This is a genomic window from Rhodococcus sp. SORGH_AS_0303, assembly GCF_030819335.1.
Lineage (GTDB): Bacteria > Actinomycetota > Actinomycetes > Mycobacteriales > Mycobacteriaceae > Rhodococcoides.
This window is the reverse complement of sequence record NZ_JAUTBO010000001.1, coordinates 4,413,039-4,433,980: the sequence shown is the minus strand read 5'-3', so window position 1 is coordinate 4,433,980 and position 20,942 is coordinate 4,413,039. Positions and strand designations below refer to the sequence as shown.

19 protein-coding genes and 1 pseudogene are annotated in these 20,942 nt (G+C 69.4%); 15 read left to right on the top strand and 5 right to left on the bottom strand.

Annotated elements, in window-relative coordinates; translation table 11 throughout:
- Window positions 1–203: 203 nt before the first annotated feature.
- On the top strand, window positions 204–1,331 hold the full coding sequence (locus QE449_RS21055; RefSeq protein WP_155957104.1) for a GGDEF domain-containing protein: 1,128 nt from the start codon (window positions 204–206) through the stop codon (window positions 1,329–1,331).
- 16 nt (window positions 1,332–1,347) lie between these two features.
- A complete protein-coding gene (locus tag QE449_RS21050; RefSeq protein ID WP_056443373.1) occupies window positions 1,348–2,373 on the top strand; it encodes an Rv1355c family protein in 1,026 nt (341 codons plus the stop codon).
- On the opposite strand, the gene QE449_RS21045 is transcribed toward QE449_RS21050, so the two are convergent.
- Window positions 2,361–3,335 (bottom strand): alpha/beta fold hydrolase, encoded by a 975-nt coding sequence (locus QE449_RS21045; RefSeq protein WP_307109619.1) that lies wholly within the window; start codon window positions 3,333–3,335, stop codon window positions 2,361–2,363. The two genes, QE449_RS21050 and QE449_RS21045, sit on opposite strands and share 13 nt — an antisense overlap.
- Window positions 3,336–3,359: 24 nt before the next feature.
- Complete coding sequence (locus tag QE449_RS21040) at window positions 3,360–3,890, bottom strand: phage holin family protein (protein WP_222633335.1); 531 nt, start codon at window positions 3,888–3,890, stop codon at window positions 3,360–3,362.
- A 356-nt stretch (window positions 3,891–4,246) separates the two neighbouring features.
- Here QE449_RS21040 and QE449_RS21035 point away from each other — a divergent pair, with 356 nt between their 5' ends.
- Window positions 4,247–5,539 (top strand): MFS transporter, encoded by a 1,293-nt coding sequence (locus QE449_RS21035; protein ID WP_222628740.1) that lies wholly within the window; start codon window positions 4,247–4,249, stop codon window positions 5,537–5,539.
- 69 nt (window positions 5,540–5,608) lie between these two features.
- On the opposite strand, the gene acs is transcribed toward QE449_RS21035, so the two are convergent.
- Window positions 5,609–7,576, bottom strand: coding sequence for an acetate--CoA ligase (gene acs, locus QE449_RS21030; protein WP_307096603.1), 1,968 nt, complete (start codon window positions 7,574–7,576; stop codon window positions 5,609–5,611).
- A gap of 429 nt (window positions 7,577–8,005) precedes the next feature.
- Here acs and QE449_RS21025 point away from each other — a divergent pair, with 429 nt between their 5' ends.
- From QE449_RS21025 to QE449_RS21005, 5 genes are all read left to right on the top strand, one after another.
- A complete protein-coding gene (locus QE449_RS21025) occupies window positions 8,006–9,622 on the top strand; it encodes an ABC transporter substrate-binding protein (RefSeq protein WP_307109767.1) in 1,617 nt (538 codons plus the stop codon).
- 86 nt (window positions 9,623–9,708) lie between these two features.
- On the top strand, window positions 9,709–10,632 hold the full coding sequence (locus tag QE449_RS21020; protein ID WP_307109618.1) for an ABC transporter permease: 924 nt from the start codon (window positions 9,709–9,711) through the stop codon (window positions 10,630–10,632).
- Between the two features lie 5 nt (window positions 10,633–10,637).
- A complete protein-coding gene (locus QE449_RS21015; RefSeq protein ID WP_307109617.1) occupies window positions 10,638–11,564 on the top strand; it encodes an ABC transporter permease in 927 nt (308 codons plus the stop codon).
- 5 nt (window positions 11,565–11,569) lie between these two features.
- On the top strand, window positions 11,570–13,258 hold the full coding sequence (locus QE449_RS21010; RefSeq protein ID WP_307109616.1) for an ABC transporter ATP-binding protein: 1,689 nt from the start codon (window positions 11,570–11,572) through the stop codon (window positions 13,256–13,258).
- Window positions 13,259–13,279: 21 nt separating this feature from the next.
- Window positions 13,280–14,032, top strand: a complete 753-nt coding sequence (locus QE449_RS21005; protein ID WP_056443385.1) for a hypothetical protein — start codon at window positions 13,280–13,282, stop codon at window positions 14,030–14,032.
- A 376-nt stretch (window positions 14,033–14,408) separates the two neighbouring features.
- Here QE449_RS21005 and QE449_RS21000 read toward each other — a convergent pair.
- Window positions 14,409–15,225, bottom strand: a pseudogene (locus QE449_RS21000) (HAD-IB family hydrolase).
- Window positions 15,226–15,563: 338 nt separating this feature from the next.
- Here QE449_RS21000 and ssd point away from each other — a divergent pair.
- Genes ssd through QE449_RS20965 form a run of 7 tightly spaced genes read left to right on the top strand, consistent with a single transcriptional unit; the run spans window position 15,564 to window position 20,075 of the window.
- Window positions 15,564–16,622, top strand: coding sequence for a septum site-determining protein Ssd (gene ssd / locus QE449_RS20995; protein WP_307109615.1), 1,059 nt, complete (start codon window positions 15,564–15,566; stop codon window positions 16,620–16,622).
- Complete coding sequence (locus QE449_RS20990) at window positions 16,619–17,800, top strand: TadA family conjugal transfer-associated ATPase (RefSeq protein WP_222650613.1); 1,182 nt, start codon at window positions 16,619–16,621, stop codon at window positions 17,798–17,800. Before ssd ends, QE449_RS20990 begins: the two co-directional genes overlap by 4 nt.
- On the top strand, window positions 17,800–18,573 hold the full coding sequence (locus QE449_RS20985) for a type II secretion system F family protein (RefSeq protein WP_307109766.1): 774 nt from the start codon (window positions 17,800–17,802) through the stop codon (window positions 18,571–18,573). Before QE449_RS20990 ends, QE449_RS20985 begins: the two co-directional genes overlap by 1 nt.
- Window positions 18,570–19,139: a type II secretion system F family protein gene (locus tag QE449_RS20980; protein ID WP_027506706.1), complete on the top strand. Its 570-nt coding sequence runs from the start codon at window positions 18,570–18,572 to the stop codon at window positions 19,137–19,139. The genes QE449_RS20985 and QE449_RS20980 overlap by 4 nt, the downstream gene beginning before the upstream one ends.
- Before the next feature lie 57 nt (window positions 19,140–19,196).
- Window positions 19,197–19,397 carry a DUF4244 domain-containing protein gene (locus tag QE449_RS20975; RefSeq protein ID WP_027506707.1) on the top strand — a complete coding sequence of 67 codons (201 nt, stop codon included), beginning with the start codon at window positions 19,197–19,199 and terminating at the stop codon, window positions 19,395–19,397.
- 35 nt (window positions 19,398–19,432) lie between these two features.
- Complete coding sequence (locus tag QE449_RS20970) at window positions 19,433–19,738, top strand: TadE family type IV pilus minor pilin (protein WP_197027832.1); 306 nt, start codon at window positions 19,433–19,435, stop codon at window positions 19,736–19,738.
- Window positions 19,731–20,075, top strand: coding sequence for an Rv3654c family TadE-like protein (locus QE449_RS20965; protein ID WP_222647570.1), 345 nt, complete (start codon window positions 19,731–19,733; stop codon window positions 20,073–20,075). Before QE449_RS20970 ends, QE449_RS20965 begins: the two co-directional genes overlap by 8 nt.
- Before the next feature lie 157 nt (window positions 20,076–20,232).
- On the opposite strand, the gene QE449_RS20960 is transcribed toward QE449_RS20965, so the two are convergent.
- The gene (locus QE449_RS20960) at window positions 20,233–20,844 is read right to left on the bottom strand and encodes a DUF998 domain-containing protein (protein ID WP_307109614.1); all 612 of its coding nucleotides are present in this window, start codon (window positions 20,842–20,844) and stop codon (window positions 20,233–20,235) included.
- Window positions 20,845–20,942 lie beyond the last annotated feature (98 nt).

Here is a 20,942-nt window from a genome sequence, read left to right as displayed (position 1 = left end):
TCACGAAGGTGGCGAGGAGACGACGTACTCCGCGTCCCCGGCTCGACGGGGGGAGCATCGATGGGGGTACGTCGACGCCGTGACGTGGCGATCACGACACGGGTTGTTCGAGGGGCGCGCGACGTGTGTCCGATTGGTTCGACGGTTCCCGGGGAATCATCCGACGGTCTGCGGCGCGCGGACACGGGATGTGACGGGTGACGGTGACGACGGGAGACGAGGCGAGGATGGGCCGCCGCGGCGGTCGGCAGCTGACGGCGGCCGGCAACTACTTCGACACGCGGTCGAAGGCGGTCATGGCAAGTGCCTCGGGGGCGCTGCCCCTGCTCGTCATCGCGATTCTCCAGCCCACGTTCCTGCGGCCGGGCACGCTGCCGCTCCTGGCCGTCATCGTCGCGTTCACCGTGGTCACCGTGGGCATCACCCTGCGTGCCGGTCGTCTGTCCGACCGGCAGTTCACGGTGCTGGGGTCGGGTGGCATGGTCGGCGTCGCCATCTCCGCCTATCTGATCGCCGATCCGTCGGGGTCCCGCGCGGTCACGGCGATGCTGGCGGTCGTGCCCGCCATCGCGGCGTCCGGATCGCCGCCCAAGGTCACGATCTCGCTCACCGGCGCCGCGGTGATCATGGCGACGGCACTGAGCATCAACGGCTCCGAGGGCGCGGTGCGGTTCGTCGCGGCCGGCGCCGCGGTCACCACCGTGGTGGTGCCGGCGGTGTTGATCGCCACCATGCGCAGCTCGCTCGAATCGGTGACAGCCCGCCTCGAGACCCTGGCGAACACCGATCCGCTCACCGGCCTGCTCAACCGCCGCGGCATGTTGCCGCGGGTGAGCGCCATGCTCGCGGAGGCATCGGAGAAGTCCGACGCCATCGTCGTCTCGCTCGTCGACGTCGATCACTTCAAGTCCGTCAACGACACTCGCGGCCACGCGGCCGGTGACGTCGTGCTCACCACGGTCGCCGAGGCGATAGCAGCCTACGTTCCCGAGGATGCGGTGGTCGCCCGGCTGGGCGGGGAGGAGTTCCTGGTGCTCGGCCTCAGCAAGTCCGTCGCGGGGCTCGAGGAGAAGGTGCTCGAGAGCGTCCGCTCCGCGTGCGACGTCACCGTCAGCATCGGAGTGGCGCAGGCGAACGTGGTGTTCGACGAGAGGGGCGGTAACGACGTCGAGGCCACCCTCGACCGACTGACCTACGCGGCCGACCGCGCGCTGTACGCGGCGAAGACGGCGGGCCGCGATCGAGTGGCGTTCGCGATGGAGGACGTCGTCCGGTGGTCACCGACCCTGACGCCGGTGCAGCGCCGCGACAAGACGGAACCCCTCCCGTGACGGCAGAGGAGTGAGCATGAGCGAGCACCGCGTCCTGGATCCGACCGACCTCGGCGATCACGAGGTTCTCGATCGACTGATGTCCGAGATCGGGGACGACGCGATCCTGGACACCACCGCCGAGCAGCTCCAGTCGCTCGACGCACTGCTGCCCACTCCGTCGTCCGAGCTCCTGGACGAGCCGACCCGGTGGGTGCACTACCCCTGGCGTCGCTCGCTCGTGCGGGTGCTCGGTCCGCGCGGGTTCCGGTTGCTGCGCCTGGACCGGAACCGCAACAAGATCACCGTGGACGAGCAGGATGCTGCGCGGCGCCTGCGCGTCGGCGTCGTGGGTCTGAGCGTCGGCCACGCGGTGGCGCACACCCTCGCTCTCGAAGGGCTGTGCGGCGAGCTCCGGTTGGCCGACTTCGACGATCTGGACCTGTCGAACCTCAACCGTGTGCCCGCGTCGGTGTTCGACCTCGGCGTCAACAAGGCGGTGCTGGCGGCTCGCCGCATCGCCGAACTGGATCCGTACCTCGAGGTGACGACGTTCCCGACCGGGATCGACGAGGCGACCACGGACGCCTTTCTCGCCGACCTCGACATCGTCGTCGAGGAGTGCGACTCGATCGACGCGAAGGTGTTGGTGCGGCAGGAGTGCCGTCGCCGCGGGATTCCCGTGATCATGGAGACCAGCGACGGGGGCGTGCTCGACATCGAGCGCTACGACCTCGAACCCGACCGACCGTACTTCCACGGGTTGCTCGGCGACGTCGACGCCGCGGCGGTCGCGGGGATGACGCCGCGGGAGAAGGCGCCACTGGCGGGGCGCATCCTCGAGATGGAGCGCATCACGCCGCGCATGGCGGCATCGTTGCCGGACATCGGTACGACATTGTCGACGTGGCCGCAGTTGGGGAGTGACGTGGCTCTGGGCGGCGCGTCGGTGGCCGCTGTGGTGCGGTTGTTCGGGCGCGGGACACCGCCTCCGTCGGGACGCGTCCGTGTCGGTCTCGAGGCGATCATCGAGAGCACCCTCGTCGACCCCTACAAGGGCTGACCGCTCGCTCGGAGATGGCGCAGCAGAACGTCGGTGACCTCGTCCGGGCGTTCCTGGTGCACGTAGTGCCCCGATCCCGTCACGCGATGCTCCTCGAGCTGCGGTGCCCAGTGGGAGTCGCGGCGCGCCGTTGTCGGCAGGACGTACGGGTCGGCGGATCCCAGGATCTGCAGCGCCGGTAGATCGACGGTCCGGTCGATCGCGGCGCGGAAGCGGCGACCGTCGGAACGGAACTGGCTGCGGAACGCCCAGCGCTGATACTCCAACGTGCTGTGTGCGACACCGGGGATGCGGACGGCCGACCGCATCCTCGACACGACGTCGCCGAACTCCGTGGACGACTGCCACTGCGCGGACGACCGGGCACGGACGAGTCGTTCCACCTCGGCACCGTCGTCGGCGACGAGCGTCTTCTCGGGTGTGAGCGGAACCTGGTAGCGCAGGAACGACGGCAGCAGCGCCGCGCGCTGCGCCGAGTCCCGTATCGCAGCTCGCCGCAACGAGATCGGATGCGGTGAGGCGAGCAGCGAGATCGAGCGAACAGCGCGAGGGTGCAGCGCTGCGGTCGCCCAGCACACGAGTCCGCCGTCGGCGTGCCCGACCAGATCCGCCTCGGAGTGTCCGAGCGCGCGAACGAGGCCGGAGATGTCACCGGCGAGGGTCCAGCCGTCGTAGCCGCGAGGCGGCTTGTCGCTGTCGCCGTAGCCCCGCAGATCCACTGCCACGGCGTGATAGCCGGCGGCGCCGAGAGCGGTCAGCTGGTGGCGCCACGACCACCAGAGGTCGGCGAAGCCGTGGACGAGAACGACCAGCGGCGCCGGCCGACTCGGATCAGGGCGTCCCGGGTCGGCGGACGCCGAGGTGTCCGCCTCGGCGATGTGGAACCGGATGCCGTTGGCGCGGATGTCGCGGTGCTGCCACGGGCCGGGATATCGGACGGTCGACGGGTCGGGTGCGGCCACTGTCGTCGGTACGCGGGCGCGGTGTCAGCGCGAGAGCGGGGCGCGCACGTCGAGCGCGTCCAACGGCTTCTTCGGCGATGCGCCGTCGCCCTGGCCCGGCAGCACCGAGGAGGCCGCCTTCAGCGAGTCGATGGTCTTCTCGGGCTTGCGCAGCTTCTTCACCCGGAGGTAGCCGAGGAACGCGAGCAGCGCCGTGATGACCACCATGATCAGGAAGACGATGAGGAACGCGAGCCACCGCGTGACCCACACGTTGAGCAGCTCGGCGAGGAAGAAGAAGAAGAAGAACGAGCTGAAGATCAGGACCGCGAGCGCGAGGATGAAGAGGACGCTGCCCTGCAGTCCCTTCTTGATCTCGCCGGTCACCTCGGCCTTGGCCAGTTCGACCTCGGCGCGGACCAACGTGGAGACCTGTGTCGTCGCGTCCTTGACCAGGGTGCCGATGCTGGCCGTGGCGGGGTTGCTGCGACTGTCGACGTCCGTCAGCGGGATCGAGGAGATACTGGCCGGAGCGGTCGTCCGACCGCTCGTGTCGGTGCCTCGGCTGCTGCTCACGTGCAAGTCCCTTCGAAGATGTTCGTCGCGCTCGACAGTGATCGTCCGGCGATACCGGCCAACCCTATGTCCTTACCCGTTCGGGGCTCACACTATCGCCGCCGGACGGGGCCGGTCCCGCCGGACGTCGGTCCCCGCGTGGTGAGCACTCACGAACCGAGTGGCCGGTATCGGCCATCACGTCACGATGCGTCGGGTAACTTCCTGCTGACGAACCCGCCTCCCAACAGGAGAAACCCGTGACAAGCACTTCCGCGGACCGCGTTCCGAACCCCGACGGTTCGAACATCGCCGGTCCGGACTCCGATCTCGATGCAGTGGACGGCGTACCTCGCAGTCGCATCGTGATCGCCTCGATGGTCGGAACCTCCATCGAGTTCTTCGACTTCTACATCTATGCCACCGCCGCCGTCCTCGTCTTCCCCCGGCTGTTCTTCCCCGCGGGCAACGACACGACGGCCCTGCTCGCGTCGTTCGCGACGTTCGGCCTCGCCTTCGTCGCGCGGCCCATCGGTTCGGTGCTGTTCGGACACTTCGGTGACCGCATCGGCCGGAAGGCGACCCTGGTGGGGTCCCTGCTCACCATGGGCGTCGCGACCTTCCTCATCGGACTGCTGCCGACGTACGACAGCGTGGGCATCATCGCCCCGATGTTGTTGGCGCTCATGCGTTTCACGCAGGGTGTCGGCCTGGGCGGCGAGTGGTCGGGCGCTGCACTGCTCGCCACCGAGACCGCCAAGGAGGGCAAGCGGGCCTGGGCCGCGATGTGGCCGCAGCTCGGTGCCCCCATCGGCTTCCTGATGGCCAACGGGATCTTCCTCATCCTGACGTTGTCGATGGACTACGACTCCAAGACGTCCGGATCGGACCACGCCTTCCTCACGTGGGGATGGCGTGTGCCCTTCCTGCTGAGCGCGATCATGGTGATCATCGGCCTCTACGTGCGACTCAAGCTCGAGGAGACACCGGTGTTCAAGCGCGCCGTGGCCAACGGCCAGCGCGTCAAGACGCCGGTGGCGGAGGTCTTCAAGACCAGCTGGCGTCCGCTGATCCTCGGCACGTTCGTCATGCTCGCGACGTACACACTGTTCTACGTCATGACGACGTGGGTGGTCAGCTACGGCACCGGCAAGGTGGTCGATCACAGCGGTGTCGCCGTGACCATCGCCTACACGGACTTCCTGGGCCTGCAGCTCATCTCGGTGTTGTTCTTCGCCGCGTTCGTCCCGGTCTCCGGCTGGCTCGCGGATCGGTTCGGCCGCCGCATCACACTGATCGTCATCACCACCGCGATCATCCTGTTCGGCCTGTCGTTCAAGTGGTTCGCTGCTCCCGAGTCCGCCACCGAGAGCCGCATGCTGCTGTTCATGTGCGTCGGCCTGGCGCTGATGGGTCTGACCTTCGGACCGATGAGTGCTGTTCTGCCGGAGCTGTTCCCGACCAACGTGCGCTACACCGGATCGGGTATCTCCTACAACACGGCCAGCATCCTGGGAGCGGCCGTGGCGCCGTTCATCGCGACCTGGCTGGTGAACTCCTACGGCGTCGCGTGGGTGGGCGTGTACCTGGCCGTCGCCGCGGCACTGACGCTGTTCGCACTCGTCGTCATGAAGGAGACGCGCGGACGCGATCTCGACACAGTGTCCTGACGGACTGCCGACAGCAGAGAGGGGCTCGTGCACTCGGTGCACGAGCCCCTCTCTCTGCGTGACGCGTGGTTACTTCTGGCCGGCCTTGGCGATCGCGTCGAAGACGGCGGGATCGACGAGGGTCGAGGTGTCGCCCAGATCCCGGCCCTCGGCGACGTCGCGGAGCAGGCGGCGCATGATCTTTCCGCTGCGCGTCTTGGGGAGCTCCGGGACCACCGTGATCTGTCGCGGCTTGGCGATCGGCGAGATCTCCTTCGACACCTGAGCCTTCAGCTCGGCGATCAGCGCGTCGCCGGTGTTCTCGATGCCCTCGCGCAGGATGACGAAGGCGACGATGCCCTGGCCGGTGGTCTCGTCCGCCGCGCCCACGACGGCTGCCTCGGCGACGCCGGGGTGGGTCACCAGAGCCGACTCCACCTCGGAGGTGGAGATGCGGTGACCGGAGACGTTCATGACGTCGTCGACGCGTCCGAGGACCCAGAGGTCGCCGTCGTCGTCGAAGCGCGCACCGTCACCGGCGAAGTACCAACCCTCGGTGGCGTAGCGGGACCAGTAGGTGTCCTTGTAGCGCTCCATGTCGCCCCAGATGCCACGCAGCATCGACGGCCACGGCTCGTCGAGTACGAGGTACCCGTTGCCGCCGGGCCCGAGCATCTTCGCATCGTCGTCCACGATGGCGGCCGAGATGCCGGGGAGCGGTGTCTGGGCCGATCCCGGCTTGGTGGCGGTGACGCCGGGCAGCGGCGAGACCATGATCGCGCCGGTCTCGGTCTGCCACCAGGTGTCGACGATCGGAGCGCTGCCGGCGCCGATGACGTCGCGGAACCAGCGCCACGCCTCGGGGTTGATGGGTTCGCCGACGCTGCCGAGCAGGCGGATCGAGGAGAGGTCGTGTGCGTCGGGGATCTGTCGTCCCCACTTCATGAACGTGCGCACGAGCGTGGGCGCCGTGTAGTAGATGGTGACGCCGTACTTCTCGACGATGTTCCAGTGCCGGTGCTCGTCGGGAGAGTTGGGCGTGCCCTCGTAGACCACCTGCGTGGCGCCGTTGGCCAGCGGGCCGTAGACGATGTAGCTGTGCCCGGTGACCCAGCCGATGTCGGCCGTGCACCAGTAGACGTCCTTGCCCTGCTTGTGGTCGAAGACGTAGTGGTGCGTGTAGGCGGTCTGCGTCAGGTAGCCGCCGGAGGTGTGGATGATGCCCTTCGGCTTACCGGTGGTTCCCGAGGTGTAGAGGATGAAGAGTGGGTGCTCGGAGTCGAACGCCTGCGCCTCGTGCTCGGGGGAGGCGGATCCGACGGTGTCGTGCCACCAGAGGTCGCGGCCCTCGGTCCACTGCACGTCGATGTCGGTGCGCTTGACCACCAGGACGTGCTCGATCGACGCGGCGCCGTCCACGGCCTCGTCGACCGAGTCCTTGAGCGGCGCGGCCTTGCCGCGGCGCCACTGGCCGTCGGTGGTGACGACGAGCTTGGCCTCGGCGTCGTCGATGCGCGAGCGCAGTGCGGAGGACGAGAAGCCTGCGAAGACGACGCTGTGGGTCAGTCCGAGGCGGGCGCACGCGAGCATCGAGACGATGGCCTCGGGGACCATGGGCATGTAGATGGCGACGCGGTCACCCGAGACGAGCCCGAGATCGGTGAAGGCGTTCGCGGCGCGGCTGACCTCGGCGAGGAGGTCGGAGTAGGTGATCTCGCGGCTGTCCCCGGGCTCGCCCTCCCAGTGGATCGCCACCTGGTCGCCGCGGCCCTCGACCACGTGCCGGTCGACGCAGTTGTAGGCGACGTTCAGTTCACCGCCGACGAACCACTTCGCGACGGGGGCGTCCGACCAGTCGAGCACCTGCTCGAACGGCGTGTGCCAGTGCAACCGGTTCGCCTGCTCGGCCCAGAACGCGAGGCGATCGTCCTTCGCCGCCTGGTAGAGCTCGGATCCGGCGTTGGCCTGCGCGACGAAGTCGTCACTCGGGGGATAGGACACCGGGTGCTCCGATTCCGTGTCCCTGGTCGCGCCGTCGTCGGTCACGGTCTCGGTCATCGTGGTACCTGGCCCCTCTCGGAAAAGCTGGTGTGTCGGTTCGGTGTGTCGCGACTGTGAGGGTAGTCACGTGTGACCGGCGCCGCACCGTTGCAGAGGGCTGCGACCCGGGACGTGCGGCGAGAGGTGCGTTCTGCGCGACGGGCGGTGTGCAGCAGCGATGGATGGTGACGAGACACCAAAATCGCCTCTCATCAGGCTGTCTGACCGGTGAGGTCCAGTCCTGTCAGGTTACGTCCGTATTTCGGGGCGGACCCGGGTCGTTCCGATTTCGGGGGAGTGCACGACAGACCTTTGTGAGTGTGTCTAAAGTCAAGCAAATATCCGGGTCACGCCGGTCATCGCCCGTGGCCCACCCGACACCCGCGGACCACCCGCGGACGGTGCGTGCAGTCGACCCTGTTCGTGCCGGATTCGATGGAGGACATGTTGAGAGTCAAGAAGACGATCGCGGTGGTCTCGGTGGCCATCGCCGCCGTGGGCATGCTCGCGGCGTGTGGTGGCGGGGGTGGGTCCTCGAGCGCCGAGGGCACCTACAGCCTGTACATCGGCCAGCCCGAGAACCCGCTCGTTCCCGGTAACACCACCGAGAGTGAGGGCAACCAGGTCCTCAAGGCCCTGTTCACGCCGTTGGTGAACTACAACGACGAGAGCAGCGAGGTCGAGTACACCGGCGTCGCCGAGTCGGTCGAGTCCGACGACCAGCAGAACTGGACGATCAAGCTCAAGCCGGACTGGACGTTCCACGACGGCACGCCCGTCGACGCGAAGTCCTACGTCGATGCGTGGAACTACACCGCGCTGAGCACCAACGCCTTCGGTGCCTCGTACTTCTTCGAGAACGTCCAGGGCTACGACGATCTGCAGGCCGCCGAGGGCGCTGAGCCCACCGCGACCACGATGACCGGCCTCGAGGCCGTGGACGACACCACGATTCGCGTGGCTCTGAAGGAGCCCTTCGCGATCTACCCGGTGACCCTGGGCTACAGCGCGTTCTCGCCGCTGCCCGAGGCGTTCTTCACCGATCCCGACGCCTTCGGACGTCGCCCGATCGGCAACGGCCCGTTCAAGGCCGACGAGGACTTCGTCGAGGGACAGGGCATCACCCTGACCAAGTACGACGACTACAAGGGTGAGAACCCGGCACAGTCGCAGGGCGTGCAGTTCAAGGTCTACACGGAGCTGAGCACCGGCTACACCGACGTTCAGGCCGGCGGCCTCGACGTCATGCTGGATCTGCCGCCGGACGCCTGGGCGACCGCACGTGACCAGTTCGGTGACCGGTACGGCGAGCGCGCTCGCCCCGACATCACCTCGCTCGCGTTCCCGACCTACGACCCGCGTTTCTCGGATTCCCGTGTGCGTGAGGCGTTCTCGATGGCGATCGACCGTCAGGCCATCACCGAGGCCATCTTCACCAACACCCGCACGCCGGCCACCTCCTTCGGTTCGCCCGTCGTCGACGGCTACCGGGACGATGCCTGCGGCACCAAGTGCGAGCTGAACGCCGCTCAGGCCAACACGCTGCTCGACCAGGCCGGCTTCGACAGGTCGCAGCCGGTGGAGCTGTGGTTCAACGCCGGTGCGGCACACGACACCTGGATGACCGCCGTGGGCAACCAGCTGCGCACCAACCTCGGAGTCGACTACGTGCTCCGTGGCGATCTGCAGTTCGCGCAGTACCTCCCGCTGCAGGACGCGCAGGGCATGACCGGTCCGTTCCGTTCGGGCTGGATCATGGACTACCCGTCGCTGTACAACTTCCTGTCGCCGGTCTACAGCTCGGCAGCACTGCCGCCGGCGGGCTCGAACGTCAGCTTCTACTCCAACCCGGAGTTCGACGCCGCCCTCTCGCAGGGCAACAACGCGGAGTCGATCGACGCCGCGACGACCGAGTACCAGCGGGCCGAGGACATCCTGTTCCGCGACCTGCCGGCCACTCCGCTCTTCTACGGTCTGAACCAGGCCGTGTGGAGCGAGCGGGTCGACAACGTCAAGATCGACCTGTTCGGTGACATCGAGGTCGCGGACGTCACGGTCAGCTGACCTCTCTCTCGACTCGGTGGGGCGCCGTGCAGACGCAGGGCGCCCCACCGACGCGTGAACCGTGAGACCCCGAAGAGGAGAACCCAGTGGGTCGCTTCATCACGCGCCGATTGCTGTTGACCATCCCGGTCCTGATCGGCGCCTCGTTCCTGATCTTCGCGATGGTGTACGCCCTTCCGGGTGATCCCATCCGCGCGCTCGCGGGTGATCGCCCGCTCGCCCCGGCCGTCGTCGCGCAGTTGCGTGCGCAGTACAACCTCGACGACCCGTTCCTGGTGCAGTACGTCAAGTACGTCGGCGGGCTCCTGCAGGGTGACTTCGGTACCGACTTCGCCGGGCGCCCGGTGCTCGACACCATCTCCCAGCGTCTTCCGGTGACGGTGCGGCTGACCATCGTGGCCATCGTCTTCGAGGCCGTCATCGGCATCGCGGCCGGTGTGCTCTCCGGTCTGCGCCGCAACTCCTTCTTCGACAACCTCGTGCTGGTGTCGACGACGCTGCTGGTGTCGGTTCCCGTGTTCGTCTTCGGCTTCGTCGCCCAGTACCTCTTCGGCTACAAGCTGGACCTGTTCCCCATCGCGGGTATCAACGACGGGTGGTACAGCTACCTGCTGCCCGGCCTGGTCCTGGCGTCGCTGTCCATGGCGTACGTCGCGCGTCTCACGCGGTCCGCGGTGTCGGAGGCCATGGCGGCGGACTACATCCGCACCGCCCGCGCCAAGGGCGTGGGGTACCGGCGCATCGTCCTGCGTCACGCACTGCGCAACAGCATGATTCCCGTCGTGACGTTCATCGGCGCGGACATCGGTGCGTTGCTGGGCGGCGCCATCGTCACCGAGTCGGTGTTCAACCTGCCGGGCCTCGGACGCGCGATCTTCGACGCCGTGCAGCGTCAGGAAGGCGCGGTGGTCGTCGGCATCGTCACGCTGATGGTCTTCTTCTACATCTTCTTCAACCTCGTCGTGGACGTGCTCTACGCGCTCCTCGATCCCCGAATTCGATACGAGTAGGCGCTATGACCAACGATGCACAGCATGTCGCCGCCGAGGGCGAGCCGGGCAACGTCGTGACCGGTGAGGCACAGGAGCTGGTCGGCCAGGCGAGCCTGTGGGGTAACGCGTGGAAGAAGCTGCGGCGCAGCGTCTTCTTCTGGTTCGGTGCCGTCATCACCGCGGTGCTCGTCCTGATGGCCGTGGTGCCCCAGCTGTTCGCTCGCGGGCTCGATCCGCGCGCCTGCGACCTGTCGGACACCCGGCTCTCGCCGAGCTCCGAGCACTGGTTCGGAACGGACCTGCAGGGATGCGACTATTACGCCAACGTCATCTACGGCGCCCGCATCTCGCTGACCATCGGACTGCTCGCCGTCATCGGCGTGCTGATCATCGGCGTCCTGATCGGCGCGCTCGCCGGGTACTTCGGCGGCGTGCTCGACAGCCTGCTCGCCCGCTTCACCGACATCTTCTTCGGCATCCCGCTCCTGCTCGGCGCGTTGGTCCTGCTCACCGTCACCAGTGAGCGGACCGTCACCACGGTGGCGCTGGCTCTCATCGCCTTCGGGTGGATGACGGCCATGCGACTGGTCCGCTCGTCGGTCATCTCGATCAAGCAGAGCGAGTACGTGCAGGCCGCACAGGCACTGGGCGCGAGCACGTTCCGCATCCTGGTCCGCCACATCCTGCCCAACGCCCTCGCACCCGTGCTCGTGTACGCGACCATCGCCGTCGGCACGTTCATCGCGGCCGAGGCCACGCTGTCCTACCTGGGTATCGGGCTGCAGTTGCCGGCGATCTCGTGGGGCCTGCAGATCAACCTCGGCCAGAACTACATCTCCACCTCGCCGCACCTGGTGCTCTTCCCCGCCGGGTTCCTGTCGGTGACCGTGCTGGCCTTCATCCTCATGGGCGATGCGCTGCGAGATGCGCTCGACCCGAAACGGAGCTGACGGACATGAGTGACGACAAGACCGGCCCGGTTCTCGGAGTCTCGGATCTGACGATTGACTTCGAAGTCGACAAGACCTGGCGCACCGCCGTGCGCGACGTCTCGTTCGACCTCGCTCGCGGCGAGATCCTCGCCATCGTCGGCGAATCGGGCTCGGGTAAGTCCACCACCGCCATGGCGGTGCCCGGCCTGCTGGCCGACAACGCCCGCGTGAGCGGCAGCATCACGCTCAACGGTCGCGAACTGATCGGCCTGAAGGAACGTGAGCTGAACTCGGTGCGCGGCAAGGACATCGCCGTGATCTTCCAGGAGCCGATGACGGCGCTGAACCCCGTCTACACCATCGGGTGGCAGATCACCGAGGCCATCCGCGCGCACAGCGAGCTCAGCAAGGCGCAGGCCAAGGACCGTGTCATCGAGCTGCTGCGGCTCGTCGAGATGCCGGAGCCGGAGAAGCGCGTCAAGTACTACCCCCACCAGTTGTCCGGTGGCCAGCGCCAGCGCGCGATGATCGCCCAGGCGTTGGCATCCGAGCCGTCCGTGCTCATCGCGGACGAGCCGACCACGGCACTCGACGTGACCGTGCAGGCCGAGATCCTGCAGCTCATGCGCGACCTCCGCGGTCGGGTCGACGCGGCGATCCTGCTCATCACCCACGACATGGGCGTGGTCGCCGACATGGCCGACCGCATCCTCGTCATGCGCGGTGGCGACATCGTCGAGCAGGGCACCTCCGGCGACATCTTCCATCGTCCCGATCACGCCTACACCCGCGAACTCCTGGCCTCCGTGCCCCACCTCGGTTCCCGGACCGGGCAGGCGGGCACCGACGACACCCCCGACGTGCGGTACGCGCTCGAACTCGTCGACGCCGTCATCGAGTACCCGGGTTCGCGTCGCTCCGGTGGCTTCCGCGCGGTCGACGGTGTCAGCCTCACCATCGAGCCGGGCGAGGTGGTCGGTCTGGTCGGTGAGTCCGGATCGGGCAAGTCGACCATCGGCAAGGCAGCCGTCGGCCTGCTCAAGCTGCATTCGGGGTCGTTGTCCATCGCCGGAACGGACATCACGTCGATGTCGACCCGCGACCTGCGTCCGGTGCGCAGCAAGGTCGGCATCGTGTTCCAGGATCCGGGTTCGTCGCTGAACCCGCGGTGGCCCATCGGCCAGTCGATCGGCGAGCCGATGTTGCTGCACACCGAGATGGACCGTGGTCAGCGCAACACCAAGATCGAGGAGTTGCTCGATCAGGTGCACCTGTCGCGGGACATGCGCAACCGCTACCCGCATCAGCTGTCGGGTGGTCAGCGCCAGCGTGTCGGCATCGCCCGCGCCCTGGCTCTCGAACCCACCCTCCTCGTCGCCGACGAGCCGACGTCCGCGCTCGACGTGTCCGTACAGGCCAAGGTGCTCGAGCTCTTCCAGGAGCTGCAGCGGGAGTACGGCTTCGCATGCCTGTTCATCAGCCACGACCTCGCCGTGGTCGAGGTGCTGGCTCGCCGCATCGCCGTCATGAGTGCGGGCAAGCTGGTGGAGTTCGATCGGACCGACACCATCCTGCGCTCGCCGGCCGACCCGTACACGAAGCGGCTGCTCGCCGCGGTGCCCGTTCCCGACCCGGAGCAGCAGGCCGTCCGGCGCCGCGAGCGTGCCGAGTTGATGGCTGCCGAGCGGAACGCCGGATCCGCCGCGACGTAGGACCACCGATAGCCTGACCGGATGACCAGCTCAGCCACAGATCCCCTCGGCCCGATCCTGGAGCTCGAGGGGGTGCGCGACGCCGCCGAGCGGGCGCGGAACGCGTTGGGCGAGGTGCACCGACACAAGGCCAACCGGCGCGGATGGAAGGCGACGGCAGCCGAGGCGGCGGTCCGGGCCGCGCGGGCCTCCGCCGCGATGGAGGGTTCCTCCACGGCGATGCCCGAGGACGGTGAGGCCGCTCCGCCCCTGCTCGCCGGCGCGCTGCGGGTGGCCCAGGCTCTCGACGGCGACTCCCTGCCGATCATGGTGGGCGTCTGGCAGCGGGCGCCGCTGCAGGCACTCGCGCGGCTGCACCTCCTGGCCGCCGCGGACCTGGCGACGACACAGGACGATCTCGGACGACCCCGTGCGGACGCAGCCGACCGCCTGGCGTTCCTGGCGGATCTCGTGACCGGCGCCACGAAGGCGCCCGCCCCGGTGCTGGCCGCCGTGGTGCACGGAGAACTGTTGGCGCTGAAGCCGTTCGGCACGGCCGACGGCATCGTGGCCCGGGCGGCCTCGCGGCTGGTGGCCGTGTCCACGGGCTTCGACCCCCACAATCTCGGTGTCCCGGAGATCAGTTGGGCGAAGCGGCTCGCCGCGTACCGCACCGGCGCCGACGGTTTCGCCCGCGGCACCGAGCAGGGCGTGGGGAGCTGGGTGCTGTTGTGCTGCGGCACCTTCGAGGCCGGAGCAGCCGAGGCGACCACCATCGCGGACAACTCTGTCTGACGCATGAAACGGGCGACGCTGCCGAGTTCTCACCTCGACGACGTCGCCCGTCAGCACGAACGTCGGTTACCAGGCGTGCAGAGTGGGTTGCGGCGGAGCGGACTCCGCGAGGCCTCGGCGAGAAATCGTGCGCCCGGGACTCGTGTCCGCAACCAGTGCGAAGTTCTCATCCCTGATGCGCGACTTTCGCAGGCCCACAACGCTTGTGCCATCATAGCGGCGCGCTACGCGTGGGTACTGATCGGTCGTGCTGGGGAAAGCCCGGCTGGGAGAGCGATCCTTCTCTTCCGGCCCGCTCTTGGCCTTCCGTCTTCCCGTAAGACCATTTGTACTCTGTGACTCGCGCCACAGCAAGGGTTTCGCGAACCCGATCGATTCAGCGTCGCCGACGCAGCAGCGTGTACGTCGCGGCGCCCGCGGCCAGGGCGCCGAACGAGACGGCGGCCATGCCGGCCACCGTGCCCGACGACGGGGCCTGGAACCGGGCGCGCAGCGAGACCGGGTCGGAGAACGTGAGGATCGGCCATCCCCTGGCCGACGCCTCGCGGCGCAGCCCTCGATCCGGGTTCACCGCGGTGGGATGTCCGACCGCGTCGAGCATCGGCAGATCGGTGATCGAGTCCGAGTAGGCGTAGGACCGAGACAGGTCGTATCCCTCGCGCTCGGCCAACTCCTCCATGGCGGTGACCTTGCCGGGCCCGTAGCAGTAGAACGAGAGCTCGCCCGTGTACTTGCCGTCCTCGACGGCCATCCGGGTACCCATGTCGTGGTCCACGCCCAGAGCCTCCGCGATGGGCGCCACGACCTCCTCGCCGGAGGCCGAGACGATGACGACGTCGTGGCCGCGCAGCTTGTGGTCGGCGATGAGGTCGGCAGCCTCGGCGAAGACCAGCGGATCGACGATGTCGTGCAACGTCTCGGCGACGATGGCTCGGACCTGCTCGACGTCCCAGCCGGTACACATGTTGGCGGATGTGGATGCGCATCCGTTCCATCTGGTCGTGATCCGCGCCCGACACCAGGAACAGGAACTGCGCGTAGCTGCTCTTGAGCACGCTCCGGCGGTTGATGAGACCCCCGTCGAAGAAGGGCTTGCTGAAGGCCAGCGTCGAGGACTTGGCGATGATCGTCTTGTCCAGATCGAAGAACGCGGCGACGCGGCCGGGGGCGTCCGGGCGGAGGGGTGTGCTCACCCCGTCAGCCTAAGGGTGCCCGGAGGTGGATCGCGGGTCACGGTGTCTCCACCTGCTTCGACGGCGCCACGGACCGACGGTCGTCCGTGTCGGTGCGGGTGGTCGGCGGTGTAAGATTTCGACTACCCGGTCTCGAACCGGGTGTGTTCAGCCCGACCCCCCGGGGCTGAACTCCGACGACCCCCGCCTCCTCCCCCCCTGGCGGGGGTCGTCCCCTACTTCCGGTGCGGTAGCACCTTCTCCGCGCTGGTGCAGGCGCCGTCCCCGGGTACCGAGTTGTCCACAGGTTCGGCTCGCCGCTCTGGCGGACCGACCGCGGACGCCGCACGATCGACGGCGTGACCGACCTCGATTCAGCACTCCTGGTGATCGTGCCCGACACCGCACTCTCCGATCGCGTCCGGCGCATCGCCGCCGCCGCGGGTCGGGAGTCGTCGCACCTCGGCGCGCTGCCGGACCGCGTGCTGTGGCAGTCCTCGGACATCGTCGTGCTGGGAACGGCAGCTGCCGAACGAGCAGTGCGGGAACACCTTCCGAGGCATCCCGGTGTCGTCGTGGTGACCGACGGACCGGCGGACGTCGAGGCCTGGCAGAGCGCGTCGCGGCTCGGCACCTCCCGTGTGCTCGCGCTGCCGGCGCAGGAGGCCGATCTCATGGGGGTGCTGTCCGCGGCCGCACGCGTCCCCGTCGGTGGCGGTGTGGTCGTGACGGTGGTGGGCGGTTGCGGCGGCGCCGGTGCGTCCGTGTTCGCCGCGGCATCGGCCGTCGTCGCGTCCCGGTCCGGGCGCACCGTGTTGATGGACGGAGACGCGGCGGGCGGCGGGATGGACCTCGTCACGGGACTCGACGGCACACCGGGCCTGCGCTGGCCGGAACTGGTGATCGACGGCGGAACCGTCACGGCCGACGCACTGCATCACGCGCTGCCCGGGCGCGGCGATCTGGCGGTGCTCTCGACCCGGCGCGAGCAGACGAACACCATCACGGCAGCGGCCTGGCGCGCCGTCGTCGACGCCGGAGTCACGGCGGGCGAGGTCGTCGTGTGCGACGTACCGCGCGCGGGCCCGATTCACGAGATGTCGGTGGAGGCAGCGGATCTGGTGGTTGTACTGGTTCCTGCGACGGTGCGATCGGCCGCGGCAGCGCAGTGTCTCGCCCGGTCGATCACCTCGACGTCGGCCAACGTGGGAGTGGTGGTCCGCGGTCCCGCGCCGTCCGGACTGACGGCCGCGGAGGTGGCCGATGTGGTGGGTCTTCCCCTGCTCGCCTCCGTGCGCCCCGAGCGTCGACTCGCCGCGATGCTCGACGGGCGTGGACTGGTCCTCGGCCGCCGATCTCCCCTGGCGCGAGCTGCCGGCGACGTCCTGGCACTGCTCACCTCGGCGCCCACGACATGACGGGATGGGTGTCGACGGATCTGCTCGATCGCGTCCGGGTGCGCCTCGTCGACGCCGACCGGGATCCGACGCCCGCCCTCATCGCGGAGGCGCTCCGGGCCGAGGCGGGCGGCGTGCTCGGTGACGCGGATCTGCTGCGCGCACTGCATCTCCTGGACACCGAGTTCCGCGGTGCCGGCGTGCTCGACGCCGTCCTGCGCGAGCCCGGCGTGACCGACGTGTTGGTCACCGGACCCGACGACGTGTGGGTGGACCGGGGGCAGGGTCTGCGGCGAGCCGGCGTCGGGTTCGGGGACGAGGCCGCCGTGCGCCGCCTCGCCCAGCGGCTGGCGCTGTCGGCCGGGCGGCGGCTCGACGATGCGCAGCCGTGGGTGGACGGTCGTCTGCCCGGAATCGATCCCGGGTCGTTCGGAGTGCGACTGCACGCCGTTCTCGCGCCGGTGGCGCAGGGCGGGACGTGCCTGTCGCTCCGCGTGCTCCGTCCCGCGACGCAGGGTCTGGCAGCGCTCGCCGCGACCGGCGCGTTCGCCGACGGCGCCGAGGATCTGTTGCGCCGCATCGTGTCCGGACGCCTGGCCTTCCTCGTGGTCGGTGGCACAGGAACCGGCAAGACGACATTGCTGGCGGCACTCCTCGGCGAGGTGGACGCGGCCGAGCGCATCATCTGTGTCGAGGATGCCGCCGAACTGGCGCCCTCGCACCCCCACGTGGTGCGGCTCGTCGCCCGGCCCGCCAACGTGGAGGGAGTGGGCCAGGTGGGAGTGCGCGATCTGGTGCGTCAGGCCCTGCGCATGCGTCCCGATCGCATCGTGGTGGGCGAGGTCCGCGGTGCCGAGGTCGTGGACCTGCTCACCGCGCTCAACACCGGACACGACGGCGGTGCGGGCACCGTGCACGCCAACTCGCCCGACGAGGTACCCGCACGACTCGAAGCGCTGGCGGCCCTCGGTGGCATGGACCGGGCGGCGTTGCACAGCCAGTTCGCCGCCGCGGTGCAGGTGGTGCTGCACACCGCCCGCACGCCGAGCGGGCAGCGTGTGCTGTCGTCCATCGGCGTGCTCGAACGGGACGACCGCGGGCTGTGCACCGTGGTCGACGCCTGGTCGCGAACGCGGGCACGAGGTCCAGGACTCGACGCTCTCACCGCGATCCTGGGCCGACGGGAGGGGTCCGCGTGATGCTCGCGGCGGTCTGTCTCGCGGCGGCTCTGCTGGTGCTGCCCTGCGCGGACGCGCGCCGCCGCCTCGGCCCGGTGCGCCGACGCTCGCTCGTGTCCGTGCGAGTGCCGGCGCCTGCCTGGATACCCGTGGCGGCAGGCGCGGCAGCGCTGGGCCTCGGTGCCGCGGTGGGCGCCGCGGTGGCCGTCGTGCTGGGAACCGTCGCCCTGCGGCGCACCCGAGGCGCCGTGCGGGCGGACCGGCGGCGCGCGGGGGACACCCTGGCGGCGGCGCTCGAGACGATGGTGGCCGAACTCCGCGTGGGAGCCCACCCGGCCACGGCCTGCCGCACCGCTGCACGCGAGCACCCCGGGCCGGTCGGCACCGTCTTCGCCGCGGCCGCGGCTCGTGCGGAACTGGGCGGCACGATGTCGGATGCCGTGCGTGTCGGCGGACACGGGCAGGCGTGGGACCGGGTGGGTGCCGTGTGGCGCGTGGCCGAGGTGCACGGGCTGGGTCTCGCGGCACTGCTCGACGCGGTGCGCTCCGATCTGCGCGATCGCGGACGCTCGGCCCGGCGCATCGAGGCGTCCATGGCCGGCCCGCGCTCCACGGCGATGGTCCTCGCCGCGCTGCCCGCCGTCGGCGTCCTGCTCGGCCAGGCCATGGGCGCAGCGCCCCTCGCGGTTCTCACCGGAGGCGGCGCCGGCGGCATCATGCTGGTCGTCGGAGTGGCCCTCGCCTGCGCCGGGCTGCTCTGGACCGACGCCATCGTCGCGAAGGTGGCACCGTGACGATCACCCTCGTGCTCCTCGCCGCCGCGGTGCTCGCGCTCCCGCCCGCCGTCGGTGTGCGCGCCCGGCTCCGGGTGCCGGGCGCGAACGGCTCCGCATCGGTGGGGGTGGCGCCGACGGACCACCACGCCACCGCGGGCGCGTTGGACCTGCTGTCCGCCTGTCTCCGTGGGGGACTCGACATCGGCAGCGCATCCTCGGCGGTGTCCTCCGTCGCGCCCGAACCCATGGCGTCGGCGCTGCGCCGCGCCGCCCAGTTGCTCACTCTCGGAGCGGATCCCGATGCAGCCTGGTCGGCGCTGGCGGCGCATCCCGACACCGAGTCGGTGGCACGCGTCATCCTTCGCTCGGCGCGGTCGGGAACCTCGATGGCCGACGCGACCGCCGAGGCGGCAGCCGATCTGCGCGTGCGGGCCGACGATGCCGCCGCTGCCGCGGGCGAACGCGCCGGAGTGATGGTGAGCGGACCGCTGGGGCTGTGCTTCCTGCCCGCGTTCGTCTGCCTCGGCATCGTGCCCGTGGTGATCGGGCTTGCCGGGTCGGTCCTGAACGGCGGGGTGATGTGACCCCCGCCCGAGAACGCCGAGGGGGAACGTCCTCCTCGGAACACGAAGGGGGAGAACATGAGCAAGTTCCTGACCGAGGTGGGCGCGCGCATCCTGATGGTGGCGCGGGAGGACGACGGGATGTCGACGGCCGAGTACGCCATCGGCACCATCGCGGCTGCGGCGTTCGGTGCCGTGCTCTACACGGTGGTGACGGGCGACAGCATCGTGACCGCGTTGACGTCCATCATCGACAAGGCTCTGCAGACGCAGGTCTGACGGGGGACTCGGGTCTCACGGGCGACAGCGGGGCGGTGACGGTCGAGGCGGCGCTGGCGATCTCGTCGATCGTCGCCGTCCTGGTGTTGTGCCTCGGTGCGCTGGTCACTGTCACCGAGCACATCCGGTGCATCGACGCGGCGCGGGAGGGTGCCCGGCTCTCGGCGCTCGGAGACGAGAGCGCGGTGACGTCGGCGACGGTGGTGGCCCCGCCCGGTGCGCGGGTGACGGTGTCGCGCGTCGGCGATCTGGTGACGGTGCGGGTGGAGGCGTCGTCGCCGCTGCCCGGGTTGACGGTGTCGGCGAGTGCGGTGGCGACGGCGGAGCCGACGGGTGGATGACCGCGGTTCGGCGACTGTGCTGGGAGCGTTCGTCACGGCGGCGCTGGTGGTGGTGACCGCGGCGGTGGTCTCGGTGGGTGCCGCCGTCTCGGCCCGTCATCAGGCGCAGTCGGCGGCGGACCTCGCCGCGCTGGCGGGTGCCGCCGCACTGACGTCGGGGTCCGAGGCAGGGTGCGCGGCGGCGACGGCATCGGCTGCCCGGATGGATGCGGTGCTGGACGGATGCGCGGTGGAGGAGTGGGACGTGCAGGTCCGGGTGCGGGTGCGGATCGCGCTGCTGCGCTTCGGGGAGAGGGACGCGGTGGCCTCTGCGCGGGCGGGGCCGGTGGAGGAGTGATCGTGGACCAGCACCTCGGTATGTCGGTCAGCGCGACTCGGCGAGCCTGCGTACTTCCGGTGCGACGGGGCGGCCGGTCTTCGCGCTGGCGGCCACGGCGGCTCGTGCAGCAGCCCGCCTCACAGAGACACGCAACTGGTGCCTCGGTGATCGTGGACTATCGACCCCGGATTCCGGGGCCTGGATTCCACGATCGCGCGAGCAGGAGCACGCCCATGCCGATGGTCCACACGTTCAGGGTGTCGAGGGCGAGCCGCTCGGTGACACCCGAGCCCAGTCCCCACTTCCCGGGGGTGAGGAAGGCGATGCCGCCCACCACGGCGATCGCACTGCAGGCGTAGGTGAATCGCGAGGCGACTCGACCGACGGATCGTGCGACACACAGCATTCCGGCGAGCTGCAGGCCGAAGTGCACCTGCGCCGCGACGGTGTGGGGGACCGGTGCGACGTCCATCGGGAGGAACCCGACGGCGCACGTCGCGAGACCGGAGAGCGCCACGAGGATCCACCCCGTCCGTGCGATGCCCACCGAGGGACGTACCAGGAGCGCCGCGCCCGCTGCGGTGGCGCCGCCCACGGCCACGAACGTCGCGTTCATGACGACGTGATCGGGCGAGCAGTAGTCGGTGCACGTCGCCGCACCGAGGGCGCTGATGACGTCGTCACGCCAGCTGTACGGGGTGGTCCAGGAACGCGAGACGATCACCTGCATCGGCCAGTAGAGGACTGTGGCGATCCACAAGGAGGCGACGCTCCGACGCAGGGTCATGACACGACGGTAGACACCGGCGTCGTGACCGGCGCATCATGAGGTGAGTCACACGTGTGACGTGCGGTAACGCGCAACCGGGTTATCGCAGGCCGAGC